16 protein-coding genes and 1 pseudogene are annotated in these 19577 nt (G+C 64.8%); 6 read left to right on the top strand and 11 right to left on the bottom strand.

Features of this window, described 5'->3' with window-relative positions:
• Positions 1-183 precede the first annotated feature (183 nt).
• Entirely contained in the window at positions 184-4299 is a 4116-nt protein-coding gene (locus tag ACVW1C_RS14115) for a bifunctional diguanylate cyclase/phosphodiesterase (RefSeq protein WP_456758940.1), read from the top strand.
• On the opposite strand, the gene ACVW1C_RS14110 is transcribed toward ACVW1C_RS14115, so the two are convergent.
• The 3 genes from ACVW1C_RS14110 to ACVW1C_RS14100 form a co-directional block, all read right to left on the bottom strand.
• The gene (locus ACVW1C_RS14110) at positions 4273-4614 is read right to left on the bottom strand and encodes a hypothetical protein (protein WP_456758939.1); all 342 of its coding nucleotides are present in this window, start codon (positions 4612-4614) and stop codon (positions 4273-4275) included. The two genes, ACVW1C_RS14115 and ACVW1C_RS14110, sit on opposite strands and share 27 nt — an antisense overlap.
• A gap of 56 nt (positions 4615-4670) precedes the next feature.
• The gene (locus tag ACVW1C_RS14105; RefSeq protein WP_106323714.1) at positions 4671-4910 is read right to left on the bottom strand and encodes a DUF2171 domain-containing protein; all 240 of its coding nucleotides are present in this window, start codon (positions 4908-4910) and stop codon (positions 4671-4673) included.
• Between the two features lie 72 nt (positions 4911-4982).
• Positions 4983-5420, bottom strand: coding sequence for a cupin domain-containing protein (locus ACVW1C_RS14100; protein ID WP_456758938.1), 438 nt, complete (start codon positions 5418-5420; stop codon positions 4983-4985).
• Between the two features lie 251 nt (positions 5421-5671).
• On the opposite strand from ACVW1C_RS14100, the gene ACVW1C_RS14095 reads away from it, so the two are divergent.
• Positions 5672-6271 (top strand): 3-keto-disaccharide hydrolase, encoded by a 600-nt coding sequence (locus tag ACVW1C_RS14095; RefSeq protein WP_456657683.1) that lies wholly within the window; start codon positions 5672-5674, stop codon positions 6269-6271.
• A 59-nt stretch (positions 6272-6330) separates the two neighbouring features.
• Here ACVW1C_RS14095 and ACVW1C_RS14090 read toward each other — a convergent pair whose 3' ends face one another.
• Positions 6331-7833, bottom strand: a complete 1503-nt coding sequence (locus ACVW1C_RS14090) for a hypothetical protein (RefSeq protein ID WP_456758937.1) — start codon at positions 7831-7833, stop codon at positions 6331-6333.
• 92 nt (positions 7834-7925) lie between these two features.
• Positions 7926-9461 carry a glycoside hydrolase family 5 protein gene (locus ACVW1C_RS14085; protein WP_456758936.1) on the bottom strand — a complete coding sequence of 512 codons (1536 nt, stop codon included), beginning with the start codon at positions 9459-9461 and terminating at the stop codon, positions 7926-7928.
• Between the two features lie 190 nt (positions 9462-9651).
• Here ACVW1C_RS14085 and ACVW1C_RS14080 point away from each other — a divergent pair, with 190 nt between their 5' ends.
• A complete protein-coding gene (locus ACVW1C_RS14080; RefSeq protein WP_456758935.1) occupies positions 9652-10611 on the top strand; it encodes a cupin-like domain-containing protein in 960 nt (319 codons plus the stop codon).
• Between the two features lie 218 nt (positions 10612-10829).
• On the opposite strand, the gene wrbA is transcribed toward ACVW1C_RS14080, so the two are convergent.
• The 3 genes from wrbA to ACVW1C_RS14065 form a co-directional block, all read right to left on the bottom strand.
• Positions 10830-11429 (bottom strand): NAD(P)H:quinone oxidoreductase, encoded by a 600-nt coding sequence (wrbA, locus tag ACVW1C_RS14075; protein ID WP_456758934.1) that lies wholly within the window; start codon positions 11427-11429, stop codon positions 10830-10832.
• A 91-nt stretch (positions 11430-11520) separates the two neighbouring features.
• On the bottom strand, positions 11521-12219 hold the full coding sequence (locus ACVW1C_RS14070; protein WP_456758933.1) for a pirin family protein: 699 nt from the start codon (positions 12217-12219) through the stop codon (positions 11521-11523).
• A 65-nt stretch (positions 12220-12284) separates the two neighbouring features.
• The gene (locus ACVW1C_RS14065) at positions 12285-13037 is read right to left on the bottom strand and encodes an SDR family NAD(P)-dependent oxidoreductase (RefSeq protein WP_456758932.1); all 753 of its coding nucleotides are present in this window, start codon (positions 13035-13037) and stop codon (positions 12285-12287) included.
• Between the two features lie 116 nt (positions 13038-13153).
• Between ACVW1C_RS14065 and ACVW1C_RS14060 the strand changes: the two genes are divergently transcribed.
• The 3 genes from ACVW1C_RS14060 to ACVW1C_RS14050 all read left to right on the top strand — a co-directional run bounded on the left by ACVW1C_RS14060 (position 13154) and on the right by ACVW1C_RS14050 (position 17396).
• Positions 13154-14068 (top strand): LysR family transcriptional regulator, encoded by a 915-nt coding sequence (locus tag ACVW1C_RS14060; protein ID WP_456758931.1) that lies wholly within the window; start codon positions 13154-13156, stop codon positions 14066-14068.
• Between the two features lie 187 nt (positions 14069-14255).
• Positions 14256-16691, top strand: a complete 2436-nt coding sequence (locus ACVW1C_RS14055) for a Nal1-like putative serine protease (protein WP_456758930.1) — start codon at positions 14256-14258, stop codon at positions 16689-16691.
• A 348-nt stretch (positions 16692-17039) separates the two neighbouring features.
• Positions 17040-17396: a hypothetical protein gene (locus tag ACVW1C_RS14050; RefSeq protein WP_456758929.1), complete on the top strand. Its 357-nt coding sequence runs from the start codon at positions 17040-17042 to the stop codon at positions 17394-17396.
• A 104-nt stretch (positions 17397-17500) separates the two neighbouring features.
• On the opposite strand, the gene ACVW1C_RS14045 is transcribed toward ACVW1C_RS14050, so the two are convergent.
• From ACVW1C_RS14045 to ACVW1C_RS14035, 3 genes and pseudogenes are all read right to left on the bottom strand, one after another.
• The gene (locus tag ACVW1C_RS14045) at positions 17501-17986 is read right to left on the bottom strand and encodes a YbaK/EbsC family protein (protein WP_456758928.1); all 486 of its coding nucleotides are present in this window, start codon (positions 17984-17986) and stop codon (positions 17501-17503) included.
• A 5-nt stretch (positions 17987-17991) separates the two neighbouring features.
• Positions 17992-18736 (bottom strand): annotated as a pseudogene (locus ACVW1C_RS14040) (haloacid dehalogenase type II).
• Complete coding sequence (locus ACVW1C_RS14035) at positions 18733-19575, bottom strand: dienelactone hydrolase family protein (RefSeq protein ID WP_456758927.1); 843 nt, start codon at positions 19573-19575, stop codon at positions 18733-18735. Before ACVW1C_RS14035 ends, ACVW1C_RS14040 begins: the two are co-directional and overlap by 4 nt.
• Positions 19576-19577: the final 2 nt, after the last annotated feature.

The following is a 19577-nucleotide window of genomic DNA, read 5'->3' as shown; positions in this document are numbered from 1 at the left end:
CTCCGGCCCTCCGCCTCAGCCTGGCACACCGGCGTCCGTAATATCCCGGAAAACGGCCTCCGGGATTCGTCAGCCGTTTACTGTGTCTCACAACTTGCCGGATACACTAACCATCACTTAGGCCTCTCGCGGGCAATGTTCCCCGGCAGATTGAAGGGGGTGGCCCTGGGGCCTTCAGGGATCGTGCAGTCGAGCATCGGGCGTACATTCGCGGCGTTGAATGCCACCAACGAAGCGATCCTGTACGCGAAATCACCAGAAGAATTGTACGGAAAGGTCTGCGAAGCCGCGTTCTCGAGCGGGAGCTTCCTGGCTGCGACCGTCTTTTTGCTGGAGCCGGATACCGGTCGGCTGACATTCGCCGCCGGTTGCGGCGACGATGTCGCGCGTCTGCGCAGCATCAAGATTTCCACCCTCGCCAACATTCCGGAAGGAGAAGGCGTCGCCGGGCGGGCGTTCCGCGATCAGAGCGCCAGCGTCAGCAACGACTATGTCAACGATGCCCGTTCGGCGGCCTGGCGCAGCGGCCTCGCGGCGGCCGGCGTCGGTGCGGCGGCGGCGATGCCGCTGGTCTGTAATGGCCGCAGCGTCGGCGTCTTCATGGTGACCCGGCGCGAGGTCGACTCGCTCGGCGAGGAGATCGTGTCGCTATTGGAACGCATGGCGGCGAACGTGTCCTTTGCGCTCGACAATTTCGACCATGAGGCGTCGCGCAAAAGCGGCGAGCGGGCGATGCGCCGGCTCAACCGCATGTTTGGCGCCATCAGCGCAACCAACGAGGCCATCCTTCGCGCCAAGACCGAGCACGATCTCTATCAGCGGGTGTGCGACGCCGCGGTGTTCAGCGGAAAATCCTTCGCCTCGGTCGTGCTGCTGGCCGAGCCCGACACGCACTGGCTCGAGCCCGTCGCCGGCACCGGCGAGGCGCTCGACCTGATCACCCAAACGCGCTTTTCGACCGACCCGGACAATCTCTACGGCAAGGGAATCTGCGGCGAGGCATTCCGGACCAAACGGCCGTGCGTCGAGCACGACATTCCCATCTCGACGGGCGCCTCGCAGGCGCCGATCCGCGGCAGCGGACTGATGGCCTGTGTCGCGCTGCCGCTCACCCGGTTCGGCAGCAGCGTCGGCGTCCTGATCTTCTTCACCAGCAATTCCTGGGCGCGCGACGAGGAGATCATCGCGCTGCTGGCGGGCATTGCCGAGAACGTCTCGGTTGCGCTCGACACGTTCGGCCGCGCCACCGAGAAGGCCAAGGCCGACGCCGAACGCGAGCGATTGTCGCGGATGTTCGCGGCGCTGAGCGCGACCAACGAGGCGATCATGCGCGCGCGGTCGCGGCTCGAGATGTTCGAGCTGGTCTGCGCCGCGGCGGCGCATGGCGGCGGCTTCAACTCCACCAGCATCCTGATCGCGAAGCCCGGTGACGACTTCCTGGAGATGATGGCGGTAGCGGGGCCGACCGCCGAGAATGCGCGCCGCCTCAACGTCTCGCGCAGCGAGGCGCGTCCCGAAGGGCGGGGCGTTTGCGGCAAGGCGTTCCGCTCCCGGCGCGCCTGCATCGACAACGATTTTCTCGGCGACGTCGCCAACAACCCGTTCCGCGATATCATCGACCGCGAGCATGCGCGATCGGGTGCGGCGTTTCCGTTGATCGTCGACGACGAGCCGGTTGGCGTGATGCTGTTCATTTCCGCCAAGCGCAACACCTTCTCGGCCGAGTTCGCCGAGCTGCTGCAGCGGCTCGCCGACAACGTCGCCTATGCGCTCGGCAGTTTCGATCGCGCCGACGAGAAGGCGCGCACCGAGGAGCAGAAGGAGCGGCTGAGGCGGATGTTCGCGGCGCTGAGCGCGACCAACGAGGCCATCATGCGGGCGAAGTCCCGCGGCGAGTTGTTCGATCTGGTTTGCGATGCCGCGGCGGTCGGCGGTCAGTTCATCTCGGCCACCATCAGGCTGGTGCGGCCAGGCGAGGCCTTCCTGGAGAACGTGGCTGCTTCCGGCCCCGACCGGGTACGGGCCCGGGAAGTCCAGTTGTCGGCCGACGCGACGCGTCCGGAAGGACAGACGCTGACCGGCGTTGCGATCCGCACCCGCAGGCCCTGCATCAGCAACGATTATCTCAGCGACTTCGGTCCTGACTCGCATGTCTATCCGGTCGTCCGCGACAGCGGCAGCAAGTCCGGCGCGGCCCTGCCGCTGCTCAAGAACGGCGAGGCGATCGGCGCGCTGGTGTTCCTCTCCGGCGAGTTCAACACCTTCAGCCCGGAGATGATGGCGCTGCTGCAGCGGCTCACCGAGAACGTGTCGTTTGCACTGGCCAATTTCGACCGCGCCGACGAGAAGGCCCGGGCCGACGAGCAGAAGGAGCGGCTGTCGCGGATGTTCGCGGCGCTGAGCGCGACCAACGAGGCGATCATGCGGGCGAAGTCCCGCGCCGAGCTCTATCAACTGGTCTGCGAGGCGGCAGCGACCGGCGGCAAGTTCACCTCGACCACGATCGCGCTGGCACAGCCCGGCAGCGACTATCTTCGCATTGTCGCGATCGCGGGCCCGGCTGCCAGCGGCGCGAGCCAGGTGACGCTCTCGACCAGCGAGGCGCACCCCGAGGGACGCGGCGCCTGCGGCAGGGCGTTCCGGTCGGGCAAGGCCTGCATCATCAACGACTATTTTGCCGATACCGAGACCGCGGCTTTCCATGAGCGCGCTCGCCGCGATGGAACGCAGTCCGGTGCCTCGTTTCCGCTGATCGTCAGCGGGGAGGTCGTCGGCGTCATGATCTTCGTCGCGACCGAGAAGGATACGTTCACGCCGGAATTCGCCGAGCTGCTGCAGCGGCTCGCCGACAATCTGGCATTCGCGCTCGAAAGCTTCGATCGCGCCGACGAGAAGCACAAGGCCGACGAGCGCATCGAATACCTTGCCTCGCATGACAGCCTGACCAATCTGCCGAACCGCGAGACCTTCAACGAGATGCTGCGTCATGCGATCTCGGCGGCGGACCGCCATCGCCGGCAGCTCGCGGTGCTGTTCATCGATCTCGATCGCTTCAAGGTGATCAACGATTCGCTCGGCCACGACGCTGGCGACATGCTGCTGGTGGCGATCGCCGAGCGGCTGCGCGGATCGTTACGGGCGAGCGACGTGGTGGCGCGGCTCGGCGGCGACGAGTTCGTGGTCATCCTGGAGGACGCCGCCGAACGTCACGACGTCGAGCGTATCGCCGGCGATCTCCTGGTCGCACTCAGCCAGCCGATGCAGCTCAGCGGGCACGAGTGCCACACCACGGCCTCGATCGGGATTGCGACCTATCCCACCGACGGCTCCGACGTGCAGACGCTCACCAAGAATGCCGACATGGCGATGTATCTCGCCAAGGAGGACGGCAAGAACGGCTTCCGCTTCTTCTCCAACGAGGTGAGGGCGCAGTCGATCGAGCGCCTGACGATGGAGAGCGCACTGCGCCGCGCGCTGGAGCGCGACCAGTTCTCGCTCGAGTATCAGCCCAAGGTCGACATGGCGAGCGGTCAGATCAGCGGCGTCGAGGCGCTGCTGCGCTGGACCCATCCCGAGCTCGGCAAGGTCTCGCCTGGGCAGTTCATTCCGCTCGCCGAGGAGATCGGGCTGATCGTGCCGATCGGCCGCTGGGTGCTGAAGGAAGCCTGCGCGCAGAACATGGCGTGGCAGCACCGCGGCCTCAAGGCGGTGACGATGGCGGTCAACCTCTCGCCGCGGCAGTTCGGCGATCCGAACCTGCTCGACGACATCGATGAGGCGCTGGCGGGGAGCGGCATGTCGCCGGCGCTGCTGCAGCTCGAGGTCACCGAGAGCATGGTGATGCGCAACGTGACGCGCGCGGTCCGCGTGCTCGACGCGATCCAGAACCGGGGCATTCGCCTTGCGATCGACGATTTCGGCACCGGCTATTCGTCGATGTCGCTGATGAAGCAGTTCCCGATCGACACCATCAAGATCGACCGCTCCTTCGTGCGCGACCTGCCCGATGATTCCGAGGACGTCGCGATCGCGCAGGCGATCATCAGCATGGGCAAGGCGCTCGGCATGACCATCGTGGCCGAGGGCGTCGAGACCTCCGAGCAGCAGGAGTTCCTGCGCGCGCATGCCTGCGACGAGATGCAGGGCTTCCTGTTCAGCCGGCCGCTGCCGCCGCGCGATCTCGCCGAATTGTTGAAGACGTCACCGGTGCTGACGTCGCCGCCGTTGCAGCCGTCGCTGGACGACGAGGCGATCGGTGAGGCTGGGTCGGATCTAGGGCGGAAACGCGCTGTCGTCTGACGGCTGCACGGGCAGGTCGCGGACGTCGGAATCGGTGGATGCGATCAAGCGCGAGAAATCATACGGCCAGGACGGTATCGCCTGGCCGGTCAAGGTCTGGCGCAGCGCCGCCGACGCCTCCGCAAAGCTCGCCCCGTCGGGCAGGCGGAACCGGCGGGACAAGATGGAGGACAGCGGTTCGGCGGCATTGCGCATCTCGAACGCCGGTCCCCACCACCACGCCGGCGCCGGCGGCCGTTCCGGTTCGGCAATGGCGTGCCAGCGCGCGAACTCGTCGGCGATGCGGGCAAATTGCAGCTTGGCGGCGGGATGCATCGGAGGCCCTTCGTTGGGCCCGGATGATAGCATCGCACGGACGTCGCGCAACGCGGCTATTGGCGGCCGTGCTGCCAATGCGCGGTCACGTCGGAGCCTGACTTGTTGAGGTGGACGTGCTGGTCGACATGATCGACCCAGGACAGGGGGATAAAATGGTGGTGCTGACCATCAGGCGAACTCTGCTTGGTCAACTTGATCTTGTCGGTGCCTTCCATGTGGTCGACCCTGCCGACCGTCTTCTTGTCCGACGAGATCACGTCCATATGTTCCCGAATGTCGGCTGCTGTCGCCATGCGTTATCTCCTCGTCATGATGATGAGGGGATGAAACGCTGGCTGGATGCAAAGGTTGCTATCCGCGCCCGGCTACTTCTGTTCCACCTCGGTCGCGGTGGCCGGGCCTTCGCCCATGATCAGCAGCACGGCGTCCTCGTCCTTGGCGCCGTCCCAATGCACCTGCTTGCCGAAATGGGTGACGAAGCTTCCCGCCGGCATTGCTAGGGTGCCGTGATCGGGATCGAATTTCGGACCCGAGCCGACCCACCAGGTGCCCTTCAGCACAACGATGTAGCGGTCGTTGGGATGGAAGTGCGGACGGCTGAAGTGATTGCCCTTGGTCCACTTGGTGTAGACCATGTAGAAGCCGGGCTTCGAGGGATCGCCGACCACCACGGCATTCTGCGCGCCGCGCGCGTCGACCGGGCTCCAGGGAATCTGGTCCGGCAACTTGTAGGTGACGGCGGCCGGATTGAGCTCGGCCGCGGAGCTGACGCTCAGCGTGCCGGCAAGGGCCAGCGGTATCATCAAGTATCGCCAGGACCGGTTCGACGCCGTCATCGTGTTCTCCCAGGTCAATTCGTTCGGGCGACTGCCGCGCCCGTATCTCGCACAATGCTAATCGCTCCCGCTCGGCTCGGACAAGACGCGCTCCCGCATGTCTGCTCTCAGGATTGCGGCATCGGCCGTGACACAACGCAGTTGCAATATGAAAAACGCATTTACGACGCTGCAGACGATGATAGGTTGCGCGCCAACCAAAAGACGGGAGGATAACCTTGAAGAAGCATCTGTCGATCTTGGCGGCGGGACTTGTGATCGGTGCGGCCGCGCTGCAATTTTCCACCGCTGCATCGGGCGATGACGGCTGGGTCACGCTGCTCGACAGCTCCAGGAAGGGCGACTGGGACGAGGTCGGCAAGGCCAATTGGGCGATGAAGGACGGCGCGCTGGTCGCCGACAAGCTCGACGGCAAGGATCTCTCCTATCTCGTCAGCAAGACCCAGTACAAGGATTTCCAGATCCGGGCGGAGTTCTGGACCGACGAGGACGCCAACAGCGGCGTCTTCATCCGCTGCGAAGGCAACAAGGTGATCGACTCGAAGGTCTGCTACGAGGTCAACATCTTCGACAAGCGGCCTGATCCGACCTACGGCACGGGCGCGATCGTCGACGTCGGCAAGGTCGATCCGATGCCGAAGGCGGCCGGCAAGTGGAACGTCTACGAGATCACGGCGCAGGGGCCGCATTTCGTCGTGACGCTGAACGGCCAGAAGACCGTCGACGCGCAGGATTCCAAGCACGCCAGCGGCTACATCGCGCTCCAGTATGGTTCCGGCGTGGTCAAGTTCCGCAAGGTGCAGATCAAGCCGCTCTGACAACGCACGCCGAGGACAGCCCGGTCGCGCCGCGGCCGGGCTTGATCGCGTGTCATGTGCTATCCGCCGGAAGCCTTCAGGTCGTCGCCTTGCGTGCGCAAATGATGACCGATCACGAGCCCGGTCAGGCACAGCAACAGCCCGAGCGCCGGTGGCGCAAACAGCGCCTCCTCCTGGAAGATGCCGTTCACCAGCACGACCATCGTGCCGAACGCAGCGAGCCCCTGGATGAGGATTCCGGACGCGGCGTACAGGCGCCAGGCCTTCAGCGCCACCGCAAAGAAGAAGCCGAGCGGCACCACCGCGCCGATTCCCATCTGGTAGAGCAGGACGCCGACGGCGCTCTCCACCGCGCCGTCCATCGTGCCGGCCGCTTGCGCGGCGTTCCAGTCGATCGAGAAGTAGCCTTCAGAGAGATTGCCGCCGACGCCGAGGCCACGACCGATCGGGTTGTGCAGGAATCCGTCCCAGCCGCCCATGAAGCCGATCACGTGAAAGTCGCCGATCTGGAGTCCGATGTAGATCGCCGCGATGGCATACAGCACGAGTCCGACGAGTGCGACCGCAAGGGTGATGGTGGCGCCGAGCAGCCAGGTCGCCGTCCAGGCCAGCGCCACGAAGATGACCAGGATGAGCGCGCCCTTCACGCTGCAGAGGATCAGCAGCGGGATCGCGACCAGCGCCAGCCAGCGATATCCGACCGCGAACAGGAACAGGATGGAAAAGGCGATCCCGTAGCCGAAGCTGATCGGGCTCATATTCGGTCCGAAGATGCGCAAAATCGACGACAGCCCGAGATCCTCGAACAACGGGCTGTTGAGAAAGCTGAAGCGGAAGCGGTCGATCAGATCGACCGGGACATTGCCGGTTTGGCGCATTTCGGCTTCCCAGGCTCCGGAGCGGGTCGCCTTCAGTTCGTCGAAGTGCCAGAACGTGTAGCCGTTGGTGATTTCGAGCCAGAAATCGCGAAACAGCAATTCGACATAGCCGCAGACGATCAGCAGCGTGGCGACGGTCACCAGGAACGGCGTGATGCGGATCTCGAAGGTTGCGGCGGTCAGCAGCGAGAGCTGAAACAGAAACAGCGGAAACGCGATGTTGCGCAGATAGACGAGGGCCGCATGCGCGTCCTGCGTGGCGCCGAGCAGGAAATAGGCTCCCACGACCGCGAGGGTCATCAGCCCCCAATTCATGATCCGGTCGATCTCGGGCGAATGCTTGCGCTCGCGCAGCATGTACAGCGCCAGCGTGACCAGCCACATCACCGCGCAGATCAGGAAATTGTAGCCCTTGACGAAATCCATCTCCTGCTCGGTCGTGATGTAGGACGATAGGATCGAGACGAACAGATTCTGGAAGAAGATGATGAAGACGGCGATCGACGGCGCATAGGGCGGCGCCGCGAGCACGATGGCGCAGCCGATCAGGCCTTCGACGACGATCGCGAGCCCTGCATTGGCCGCCTGCATGATCGGGGCGAATGCGATCGATGCCACGGCGATGCCGAGCGCAGGAACGAGGTCGCCGGCCAACAGCGGCCGCGGGGCTATGTCTGCTCGCACAGGCTCTGACCTAAATGACCGGATGGGTGGCGTGCCACACCCGCATCGTCGATCTAGCCGCGCATTGTGTAAGAACCGGTTAACCAGATCGGTCACCGCGTCCCGAGCAGCGCCCTCAGCACGTCGCGGTCGGCCTTGCCGGTGACGGCGTCGGCCAGGCCGAAGCCCTGCGACAGCTCCCAATGGGTCCAGCCCCAGCACTGCTGCCGGGCGTAGGCCGTGACGCCGGCGAGCCAGCGCAACCGGCTGTCGCGCGGTGCGCCGGCCTTGAGCACCCCGAACTCGTTGATGATGATCGGACGGGAATATTGCCGCTGCCAGGCAGCCGCGGGCTCGAGCCATTTATCGATGCCGCGGTCGGGGATGGCGCGGTCGACCATCGCAAGCGCCTTGGGCCTGTTCAGCGCAGTCAGCTGCTCCCGCAACTGCTGAACCTTCGGATCGTCGGCGCGGATCGGATAGGGCAATCCGACGACGTCGTGGAGCGGCTCGCTCCGATCCCAATGGGCCTGATGGGTGAACACCATCGGATCGTAGAAGTGGATGGCATAAACGACATTCGGATCGTCGAGCGGAGCGAAGTCCGGCAGCGAGTCCGCACGCTGCCAATTGACCGGACCGGTGATCAGCGTGGTCTGCGGCAGCAATTGGCGAATGAAACCGGCCAGCTCCCGAGCCTCGCCTTGCCACTGCGCGGCGTCGACCTCCGGCTCGTTCAGCAGTTCCGCAAACACCCGATCGGAGGGATAGCGCTGCATGACCCGCGCGAGCGCGGTCCAGGCGCTCTTCATTTCAGCCATCGCGCCGGGCGGATCGTCCTTGTGGAGCGCATTGAAGTGCTGACCCGAATGCAGGTCGATAGACACGGCATAGCCGAATGCGAGCAGGGTCTTCAGTGCGGCATCGACGGTTTGCAGCCGGCTGTCGATCTCCGCTTTCGTGGCGAAGCGCGGCATGACGAAGTCGGCAGGCACCGGCAGCCGGATGTGGGTCAGGCCGGCCTTGCGCAGTTCGAGCAGCAGGTCGCGCGGCGGCGCCGACCGCGGATCGACAATCCAGCCGTCGGCGTTGACACCGCGCGACAAGGCTTTGATCCGGTCCGGCGGAACGCCTTCGATCAGGGCAGGGCAGGCCCGCGCGGCGACCGACAGCAGAATGGATGCGGCGACGATGATGGCGGGGATCGACAGCCGGGCCATCGGACGATCAACTCGCGATCGCTGCCGCAGCAGCGAGCCAGAACGCGGGGCGGCTCTCACGCATATTGCCTGTCGTGCTGCCGACTGGCGACAGTGAGCTGGAGTTCGCTGAGAACGCCGCCATTCGTGTTGAATCAACATAACCTTGCGGCCTCGCGGCCGGGCAAACGGCAGCGCGAGCAGCGGGCGCGCGATCACGCGCTTCCAGGCCACGATCGGGAGGTTGCAGACCACGCTGTCCGCGCTGCCGACCGCGCGCCAGATATCGCCGATCCTGCCCTCGGTCTGGGTCAGGGTTAACGCCGTGCCAGCGCCGGGCTCGAGCTTGTCGATCGTCTCCTGCAGCAGGCGGGTGAATTGCCCGACGCCGCAGGGCATCCGCGGCCCGGCGCCGAGAAACAGCGCGCGATATCGGGGTGGTTCGGTCATTGAGTGCTGTCGGCCACGGCGTCCGGCTCCGGGAACGTCGCGGTTAGCCATATCGGCGAGACATTAGCTTTGCGTAACCCCGCGCGCATACGCGACGGCACCGTTCTTGCCAATCCCTGCCCAAGAGCTGCCAGCTCGTCCCGGAACGGGACATCGGATGAAGCGAAACGGCGCAGCCAGGAGCGCGATCATGACGACGGGCGTGATCTTTGCGAATTGGGATGACAACCATTCCAGGCTCTGGAGCCATCGGCCGATCCGGCTCGAGCACACCATGCACAGGCAGCCGGCGTTTTCGATGGACGATCTCGCCAAGCTGATCGAGCACTATCCGCGCGAGCATTACAGCCTGGTCAAGACTGGCGCCAAGGGATCGAGCCGGGTCTGGCGCGAGGGCGAGATCGGCAGGCTGCGCGGCTATCAGGTGATCGAGGCGATTTCGCGCGGCGGTCTGTGGCTGAACCTACGCAACGTCAGCGCGATCGATCGCCGCTACCGCGACATGATCGAGCGGATGTTCGGCGAGATCGCAGCCAAGGTTCCCGGTTTCGATGCGCCGACCCATCAGGCCGGCATCCTGATTTCATCGCCCGATGCACAGGTCTACTACCACGCCGATCTGCCGGGGCAGGGCCTCGTCCAGATCGCGGGTCGCAAGCGGGTCTACATCTATCCCAGCACGCAACCGTTCATCCGGCCCGAGCATCTCGAGAACATCGCGCTGTTCGACGTCGAGGTCGATATCCCCTACGAGCCCTGGTACGACTGGCATGCGCAGGTGATCGATCTCGAACCCGGCCAGATGCTGAACTGGCCGCTCAATGCGCCGCACCGCGTCGAGAACCTCGATACCGTCAACATCTCGATGACGATCTCCTATGTGAACGACGAGATCCGCCGCGCCCAGATCCTGCATCTCGCCAACGGCATGCTGCGTCATCGCTTCGGCTACACGCCGCGCAGCCGCAGCATCCGCGGCCCGACCTTCTTCGCCAAGCAGGTGATGCAGAAGCTGCTGCGCGACGGCAAACGGGTGAAGCGCGAACGCGCGGTTCGGCGCGCGATCGACTTCCGCCTCGACGAAAGCGATCTCGGCAAGATCGTCGACCTGCCCAAGGACCCGCCCAAGGCGGCGTTCGAGGCCGCCTAAGCAGGCTTGCCGGGTGCAGGTGCTGGAATGACGGTCTTGACGACAGCGGTTGAGAAATTCGGGGCGCGGGTCGCTTCCCATGCGGTCGGCCTGTTCGCCGGGCCGGCTGATCATCGATCGCACCATCGCAGCGCTGCACAAGGATGGTGTGCGGGAGTTCGAGCGAAGGGCGGCATTCCCGAATGAGAATGCCGCCCTGATCGCATTTGCCGCGAAGCTTAGCCGTGCAGCTTTCTGGCAGCCTCCGCGATCGCGCGGCCCTGATAGCGCGCGCCGGTCAGCTCGTTCTCGCTGGGCTGGCGGCTGCCGTCGCCGCCGGTGATCGTGGTGGCGCCATAGGGCGCGCCGCCGGTGACCTCGTCGAGCTTCATCTGTCCGGCAAAGCCGTAGTTCAGGCCGATCACCGTCATGCCGAAATGCAAGAGGTTGGTGATGATCGAGAACAGCGTGGTCTCCTGGCCGCCATGCTGGGTCGCGCTCGAGGTGAAGGCGCCGCCGACCTTGCCGTTCAGCGCGCCCCTGGCCCAGAGCCCGCCGGCCTGGTCGAGGAAGTTGGCCATCTGCGAGGCCATGCGGCCGAAGCGGGTGCCGGTGCCGACGATGATCGCGTCGTAATTGGCGAGGTCGTTGATCTCTGCGATCGGCGCGGGCTGGTCGAGCTTGTAGTACGAGGCTTTCGCGACCTCGGCCGGCACGAGCTCGGGCACGCGCTTGATATCGACGGTGGCGCCGGCTTCGCGCGCGCCTTCCGCGACGGCATTGGCCATCGCTTCGATGTGACCGTAGGCGGAGTAATAGAGAACGAGAACCTTGGCCATGACGGCCTCCTTTGGGGGTTGAGGTAGGGGGAGATGATTTGGAGGAGAAGCATGCGTGGACGTTCGTCCGCGCATGCAGGGTGAGTGGTGATCAGGCCGCGTCGACGAGCACGAGCTCGGCATCCTCGAGCGCGGTGATCTTCAGCTTGGCTTCATCGCGGATCGCGGCGCCGTCGCGCGCATTGACGCGCACGCCGTTGACCTCGATGCTGCCGGCCGCCGGCACCAGATAGAGGTGGCGGACCTTGTCGGCGGCGTATTCCGCGCTCTCGCCGGCCCTCAGCGTGGTGGCGAGCACCCGCGCATCGGCGCGGATCGGCAGCGCGTCGTTGTCGCCGGCGATGCCGGAGGCGATGGTGACGAGCTTGCCGGAGCGGTCCGCCTTCGGGAACGGCTTCGAACCCCAGGTCGGGTGACCGCCCTTCGTCGTCGGCTCGATCCAGATCTGGAAGATCTTGGTCTTGGACGGTTCCAGATTGTACTCGGAGTGACGAATGCCGCTGCCGGCGCTCATCACCTGCACGTCGCCGGCTTCGGTGCGTCCCTTGTTGCCGAGCGAGTCCTGGTGCGTGATCGCGCCTTCGCGAACATAGGTGATGATCTCCATGTTGGCATGCGGATGCGCCGGGAAGCCGGAGTTGGGCGCGATCTCGTCGTCGTTCCACACCCGCAGCGCGCCGTGGCTGACATTGTCGGGATCGTAGTAGCTCGCGAATGAGAAGTGGTGCTTGGCCTTCAACCAGCCGTGGTCGGCACCGCCGAGCTCTGCGAATGGTCTGAGTTCGATCATGGTGATTTCCCCTTGATTTAGATGTTGCGCGGTCGCCGGGCGTCAACGCTCGGCGTTGATTGCGATCAGGCGCCGAAGCCGCCGTCGACGTTGAGCACGGTGCCGGTCACGAAGGATGCTTCCGGGCTTGCCAGGAACACGACGCCTGCGGCGACTTCCTCCGGGAGGCCGAAGCGCTGCAGCGCGTGCTGCAAGCGTTGCGTCTCGGCAAACTCGCCGCCGTCCTTCGGGTTCATGTCGGTGTCGATCGAGCCGGGCTGCACCACGTTGACGGTGATGCCGCGCGGTCCGAGGTCGCGCGCCGCGCCCTTGGTGTAGCCGACGACGGCCGCCTTGCTGGCGACGTAGTCGGCGAGCCCCGGAAACGAGGCGCGATCGGCGAGCATCGAGCCGACGGTGACGATACGGCCGCCTTCACCCATCAGCTTCGAGGCGGCGCGGATCGCGGTGATGACGCCGTCGACGTTGATGGCCTCCTGGCGGGCGAGCGTCGCGGTGTCGGCCTTGGGATCGTCGACCGCACCACCCGATGCGACACCGGCGTTGTTGACGAGGATGTCGAGCCGGCCAAAATCCCGGGCGACGGTCTTTACCAGCTGATCGACGTCGGATGACGAGGCCTGGTCGGCCTTGTAGGCGCGGGCATTGACGCCCTTGCCCTTCAACTCGGCGACGACGGCTTCCGCCTTTTCGGGAGAGGCGACGTAGCTGATGGCGACATTGGCACCTTCCGCGGCGAGCGCGCGGGCGCTGGCCGCGCCGATGCCGCGCGAACCGCCGGTGACGAGAGCAACCTTGCCTGAGAGCTTCTTGGTCATTTGGATTTCTCCACCGATTGAATTTGATGGCACTTGGATATGCCTCCGGCTGTGGTATAGAAATAGAAACTATTGAAACTCATTGTTTCCAAATTGAACGATCAGGACAGCGGCCCATGTCGAAACTGCCGGACTTCGAGGCGCTCGCGATCTTCGCAAAAGTCGTGGAATTGCGGTCGTTTGCGGCAGCTGCGACGGAACTGTCGCTGTCCAAGGCGACGGTCTCGAAGGCGGTCAGCCGGCTTGAGGAGCGGCTCGGCGCGCGGCTGTTCAACCGCACCTCGCGGCGGCTGGCGCTGACCGATGCCGGCCAGAAATTGTCGGAGCGCGCCGCACGGCTGCTGGCCGACGGCGAGGCTGCCGAGAGCGAGGCGCTGGCGCAATCGACCACGCCGCGCGGCCTGGTGCGGCTCGCGGTGCCGATGAGCTTCGGCATCAAGACCGTGGCGCCGCTGCTGCCGGAATTCATGGAGGCCTATCCGGAGGTCGCGATCGATCTGCATCTGAGCGACGCCACGGTCGATCTGATCGGCGAAGGCTTTGATGCCGGCCTGCGCATCGCGCGGCTGCCGGATTCTTCGCTGATCGCGCGGCGGCTGTGCGGCATGCCGCGCTATACGGTGGCGGCGCCGTCCTATCTGAAGCGCCATGGCCGGCCGACCCATCCGATGCATCTCGCCGAGCACAAGTGCTTCGGCTACGCCTATCTCTCGACCCAGGGCGTCTGGCACTACACCAATGCGTCGGGCGAACAGGCGAGCGTGCGCCCCGCCGGCCAGTTGCGGGTCAACAATGGCGAGGCCGTGATGCCCGCCCTGCTCGCCGGTCTCGGCATCGCCGATCTGCCCGACTTCATCGTCGGCGAGGCGATCGCGCGCGGCGAGGTCGAAGTGATCCTGAAAGGCTGGAAGCAGCCTGAAGGCGCCGTGCATCTCGTCACGCCGCCCGGCGGCCCGCGTCCCGCCCGCGTCGAGGTGCTGGCGGATTTCCTCGCCAGCCGTTTCGCCAAAGGCCGCACCCAGCGGAAATAGAGAGCCGCGCTCACCGGAAGTCTTCGGCACTGCACACGCGGCTGAAGCCCGCGTGACCCGTCACATCCGTGTCATCCCTTTTAAATTGTATCACTTGTGTGAACTAACCCATGATCGTGGGCCGCCGCGATCGTCTATTTCTGCGTCCTGAACCTGTTGCCGCACCGCGCATTTTCGGAGGAACCAGATGATTGACCTGACCAAGCACGATTTCACGTCATTGTCGGTGAAGGATCTGCTCGATGCCCGCGAGGCCTATCATGTGCATCTGGCTCATCTGCAGTCGGTCTACGCTACGGCGACCGGCCGCTATCTGATCCGCGACAGCGACCGCAACGCGACCGAGCGGCGGCACCATTCCAAGCCGCAGGCGCTCGGACCGCGCACGCTGTTCAATTCGTCGGTCAAGGACTGGTCGTGGCCCTGCATCCTGGTCTTTGTGCGGGACTGGATGAAACGCTCCGAGCTGAAGAACCATCCGGAGAAGCAGGACCAGCTGGTGCCTCCGTTCCTTTATTTGCCTGACGGGCGCGTCGTCCCCACCTGCGTCGTCAAGGTCGATCCGAACGAGGGCAGCCCCGGCGTCGTCGACCCGCCGGTGTTCAAGAGCGATCTGGTTGGCGGCGGCTTTCCGGTCCAGACCATGATCCAGGGCAAGATCCATCGCGGCTCGATCGGCTGTCTCGTCACCAATGGCGAGACCGTGTTTGCACTCTCCAACCGCCACGTCGTCGGCGCGGCCGGGCGCGAGATCTTCGCCGGCTTCAAGAACACGGAGCGCCGTCTCGGCGTCAGCGATGCGCTGCAACTCGGCAAGCGCGCCTTCAGCGACGTCTATCCCGGCTGGCCCGGCGCGCGCGTGGTGGCCAATCTCGATGCCGGATTGATCCGCGTCGACGACGTCAAGGGCTGGACCGCGCAGGTCTACGGTGTCGGCCAGGTCGGCGACGTCGTCGATCTCAATGTCGGCACCTTCCGCCTCGACATCATCAACCAGCCGCTGATCGCCTTCGGTGCGACCAGCGGATTGATGAAGGGCAAGATCATTGGCCTGTTCTATCGCTACAAGACCGTCGGCGGCATGGAATATGTCAGCGATTTCGTGATCGGTCCGCGCGACGGCGACACGCCGCTCAACAACTATCCCGGCGATTCCGGCACGGTCTGGTTTCTCGACGATCCGGACGCGAAGAGGAACGCCGGCGGTGCGCGCATCCTCAGTCCCCTGGCGCTGGAATGGGGCGGCCAGGAACTGTTCGGATCGGGCGGCAAGATTCCGCTGCAGGTCGCGCTCGGCATCTGCATGGCGACGCTGTGCCGCGAGCTGGATGTCGAGCTGATCGGCGACTGGAACGCCGGCCACACCGAGTATTGGGGCGAATGGGGACACGTCAAGATCGGCGCCTACGCGACCGGCCTGATCGATGCGAAGCTTCCCAAGCTCTCGGCCATGATGGATGCCAATTCCGACAATATCGGCCTCGACGACAAGCTGCTTGCCGACCTCAAGCCATATCAGCGCGGCGCATTCGCGCCGCTGGCCGACGTCGCCGACCTGGTGTGGCGCTTCACCCGGCACACCGACGAGAGCAACCATTTCGCCGACATGGACAAGCCGGGCAAGGACGGCAAGACGCTGCTGGATCTTTGCGCCGAGTCGACGCGCAACGTCGATCCGAAAGTCTGGAACGACTATTATGAAGGGATCGGCGAGGACCGTCGTGGCGCGTTGCCGTTCCGGGTCTGGCAGATCTTCGACGAGATGGTCGAATATGCCGCCGCCAACAAGAAGCTGGAATTTGTCTGCGCCGCCGGGATCGTCGCGCATTACATCGGCGATGCCTGCCAGCCGCTGCACATCTCGCAATTCCACCATGGCCTCGATCCGAACGACAAGGCGCACGCCAAGGTGCACAGCATCTACGAGACCACGATGATCGGCCGGCACGGCAAGGATCTCATCAAGATGATCTCCGACGCCAGGACCAGCGACGTCGCGGAGATCGCCCCGGGCGGCACGCCGACCGGTCGCGACGCTGCGGTCGCCGTGGTTGCGCTGATGCAGCGAACCGTGAAGCGGCTGCCGCCGATGACCATCGTGAATCTGTTCAACTCGCATATGGGCAGCGGCCAGGTCGACGTGATGTGGTCGAAGCTGAAGGACGCCACCGCCGCCTGCATGCAGGACGGCGCCAAGACGCTTGCCCGGGTCTGGGAAGCGGCCTGGCGCGCCGGTGCGGGCGAGGACCGTGGGCAGGGCGGCAAGTTCGATCAGAACAGTTTGAGCAAGCTCTACAACGATCCGAGCTTCCTGCCGGCATATCCGCTCCAGCAGCTCACACTCGATGCGGACGACCACATCGTTCCCGTTGGGGGAGGTGGAGCACGTCGTCGGAGCGCGTCGACGGTACGGCGCGCGCGCCCGCAAGCAGCGAAGAAGGCGGCGAAGAAGGCAGCCAAGAGTTCGGCGAGGAAAGCGGTCAAGAAGGCCGTGGCACGCAAGCGTCCGGCAGCAGCCGCGCCGGTCCGCCGCGCAGCCGCCAGCAAGAAGACCGCAACCAAGCGCGGCGCGGCCAGGAAGCGGTCGGTTGCAAGGACGCGCAAGGCAAGTCGCAAGCGTTAGATGAGTTTACGTCGAAACGGGTAACGGATTCCGTTTCATCTCTCACCGCACGCGGGGAGAGATCGGAATGCATCGTAAGATGCGTTCCGGGTGAGGGGAGTCTCCGGTCCGGTCGCCTATCTGGACGCGCCGGATTTTTCAAAATTTGTTGCAGGCGAGGGCGCGCGCTTGATTGCGGCGGTGACGAACATCGGCAAGGTCGAATAGGGAACCTGGATTCATCCGCTTTCACATTTAGTTGTCTGCGCGAACCATCCTTGGCCGCATTCATTTGCCATTTCTGAAGCAACTCGCCGCGTGGAACCCGCGCGCGGATCAAATCGAAAGCAACGAACAAGGGCACTGGGCATGCAGACGGAGCGGATTGTCCTGAGCTTAGCGATCGCGATCGGCGGCCTTGGCGCCGCGGCGCCTGCGTTATCGCAGGAGTATCGCGGCACCTGGGAACAGCAGATGGCGTGCACGCCGGACGTGATGCGGCTGTGCAGCGATCAGATTCCCGACACCAATCGGATCGTCGCCTGCCTGCGGCAGAACACGGCGCTGCTTGGCAGTTCCTGCCGCGCGGTGTTCGAGTCGAATGCGCAACAACAGGCACAAACGCAGGGGCGCGCACCGCAGCCGCAGACGATGCAGCGGCCGCGCGCGCAGCAGATGCAGCCGGCCCCGGTTGCGCCGCCGCTGCGCGGCGATGACGAGGATTAAAGCATGATCCGGAAAAGTGCGAAGCGGTTTTCCGAAAAGATCATGCTCAAACAAAGAGCTGAAGCTCGATGACGATTCAACCTGATCTCATCGCGCTTTAGTGTCTACACAGTGACTTCTGTCTGAGACCTGACTTCGCAGACGTCGACCCATTCGGCCGCGGTCAGCTCGGCCATCCGCTCGGGCGTGATGCGTACCGCGCTGTGGGTCGAGCCCGCGGCCGGGACCACGACGTCGAATGCCTTCAGCGACACATCGCAATACACCGGCAGCGGCGTCTTCAGGCCGAACGGGCAGACGCCGCCGACTTCGTGGCCGGTGATGTCGGCAACCTCGTCGAGGCCGAGCATCTTCGGCTTGCCGCCGAAGGCTGCCTTCACCTTCTTGTTGTCCATCCGCGACGTGCCGGCGGCGACGATCAGCACCACGCGGTCGCCGACCCGCAGGCTCAGCGTCTTGGCGATCCGCGCCGGCTCGACGCCATAGGCCTCCGCCGCCAGCGCGACGGTCGCAGAGCTCACAGCGGATTCGATCACGGAGATATCGGGCGCCTTCTCGGCGAAGAAGGCGCGGACTGACTCGAGGCTCATACTTTTCAGGACCTTGCAGACACCAGGGCAGGAAGTTCGGACAGACCGTGGATCCGATGATCCGGCACCACGCCGAGCTCGTCCATCTGGGTACGCAGAGCCTTGAACATCGTCAATGGGGCGACCGTCTCGCTCTCGACGCAGGCCAGCGCCATCGCTTCCGGCGTCACCCGCTCGATCCAGGCGACATTGAGCCCAAACGCCTTGGCGCCGCAGGCGTCCCACGGATTGGAGGAGATGAACAAGACCTCCGCGGGCGGCACGTTCAGCACCTCCTCGATCAGCGTGTAGGCCTCGGGCGCCGGCTTGAATACCTTGTGGGCATCGACGCTGATGGTCGCATCGAGCAGGCGGTCGAGCCCCGAATTGCGCACCAGCGCGTTCAGCATGTCAGGGCTGCCGTTGGAGAGGATCGCGAGCTTTTTGTCTTTCATCGCCTCGAGCGCCGCGACGGCATCCGGATACAGCGCAAGATGCTGATACTTGTCGATGATGCCGCCCAAAGGTCGCTTCGTCATATTGCAGGCCGAGGCAACGCAGCGTGTAGGCGAGCGAATCGCGGGTCGCTGTGGAGAAATCCTGGTAGCGCCGCATCAGCGTGCGCAGCCAGGAGTATTCGAGCTGCTTGATGCGCCAGACCTGGGTGATGATGTCGCCATAGCCGGGGAATGCATCCTCGGTGATTTCGGCCACCGACTGGACATCGTAGAGCGTGCCATAGGCGTCGAAGACGATCGCTTTGATTGTCATTGTGATCTCCCTTGCCCGCCGATCGTCGCATACAGGAATTTCCTGAGTGCGTCGATGGACTGATCCCGGGCCGCCGCGTTGAATTCGAGGTGATGGCCGAGCAGCTGGGCCGGCGTGCTGTAATGCGACACGTCGAAATCATGGTAGGCGCCGGGATAGACGATCAGCTCGATCGGATAACCAAGGCCCTGCTGCCGCGAGATGCCGTCATCGTCGCGGCCTTCCGCCAGGTTCCGGCACTCTTGCGCCGGCGCCCAGTCGTCCAGTTCTCCGACCATTATCAGGGTCGGCACGGTCATGTTGCCCTTGATGCCGAGGCAGCGCGGATAGAAGGCGACGGCGGCACGGAATTTTACCGACGCGTTGACCTCGATCGCGCCATGCTCGACAGAGAACAATGCGAGCCATCCGCCTTGCGAAAAGCCGATCACGGCAATGCGTGTCGGATCGACCATGGATTGTCGGCTCAGGAAGCTCAGCGCGCGGTAGGCGTCGTGAACCGTTGCGGCAGGGACATCGCCGGTGCAGGTGTTGCTGATGCCACGCGGGCCGAACCGGTCCACGGTGAGCGTGACATAGCCCCAGGCCGCGAGCCGTTTGCCCCAGCGCTCGTCGAGTTCTCGCCACTGCCCACTGCAGCCATGCAGCAACACTACGGCGGGCAGGAGACCCGGTCGCTCCGGCCGCCGCAACAGGCCCTGCAGTGGCTGCGCGTTGTTGAGCGGGCTTTCGAACTCGACCAGCACAGAGGGCGCTTCGGCTGTTGCCGCAGGCTTGCCGTCCGCGCTCCCGACCAGGAGCACGGCGAGGAGGGTGGCAAGTCCGGCCCGGTTCGTCATCG

Source organism: Bradyrhizobium sp. USDA 4011 (genome assembly GCF_054063415.1).
This window is presented reverse-complemented; position numbering and strand designations above follow the sequence as displayed.